Here is a 688-nt window from a genome sequence, read left to right as displayed (position 1 = left end):
GGCGGTGGAGGAACTCGACGTCACGCGGTCCCCGCTCGCCCCGGACCCGGTACCGGAGCCCGACTCCGTCCCCGTACCGGCGCCCGTCCCGGAGCCGGTGCCGGTTCCCATGTCCGGACCGGAGCCCGTGCCCGTGCTCGTCGTCGCGCTCACCCGGCGGGGGCGGTTCGGCGCGGACGTGACCGGCGACGGATCGCCGCCGCCCGGAGCCTCCGTGCTCTCGACCGGGTCCGGGGCGAGCGGGGACCGCGTGACGTCGAGTTCCTCCACCGCCGTCGCGGCGCCGGCCCGCTCCGGGTCCTCCAGGGCGAGCCGGGCCATGCCGAGCGATCCGGCCGCGATCACCAGGCCGAGGGTGCCCATCAGGACCACCCGGCCGCGACGGCTCCGTCCTCGGCGGCCCTTGCGCGCGGCGGCACGGCCCTGCGCGGCACCACGCGCGGCCCGTCGGCCGCCGGGGGCCGGGCGGGGCGGTTCGAGGACGTCGAGTTCGTAGACGTGCTCGGGAGCAGGCGCGTCCTCGCGTACGGGATCGAGGGCGGGGTTGCGGTGCGGATAGGGGAGTTGAGCCGTCGGACGGGTGTCCACGCCCATCAGCTGCGCTACTACGAGGCCCAGGGCCTCCTGGAGGCCGGCCGGGGCGCCAACGGGTACCGGGAGTACGACGAGGGCGCCGTGCTGAGGGTGC

1 protein-coding gene and 1 pseudogene are annotated in these 688 nt (G+C 77.2%); one reads left to right on the top strand and one right to left on the bottom strand.

The features are described 5' to 3' along the window. A pseudogene (locus EAO70_RS38605) lies at positions 1–588 on the bottom strand (hypothetical protein); the annotation flags it as partial. Here EAO70_RS38605 and EAO70_RS34900 point away from each other — a divergent pair. Further along, positions 550–688: MerR family DNA-binding transcriptional regulator (locus EAO70_RS34900; protein ID WP_148006831.1), on the top strand; the 139-nt coding region annotated here is incomplete at its 3' end. The pseudogene EAO70_RS38605 and the gene EAO70_RS34900 sit on opposite strands and share 39 nt — an antisense overlap.

Source organism: Streptomyces sp. adm13(2018), from assembly GCF_008042145.1.
Classification (GTDB): Bacteria; Actinomycetota; Actinomycetes; order Streptomycetales; family Streptomycetaceae; genus Streptomyces.
Note: the sequence above shows the minus strand (reverse complement) of the source record. Positions and strands in the feature narration are given on the sequence as shown.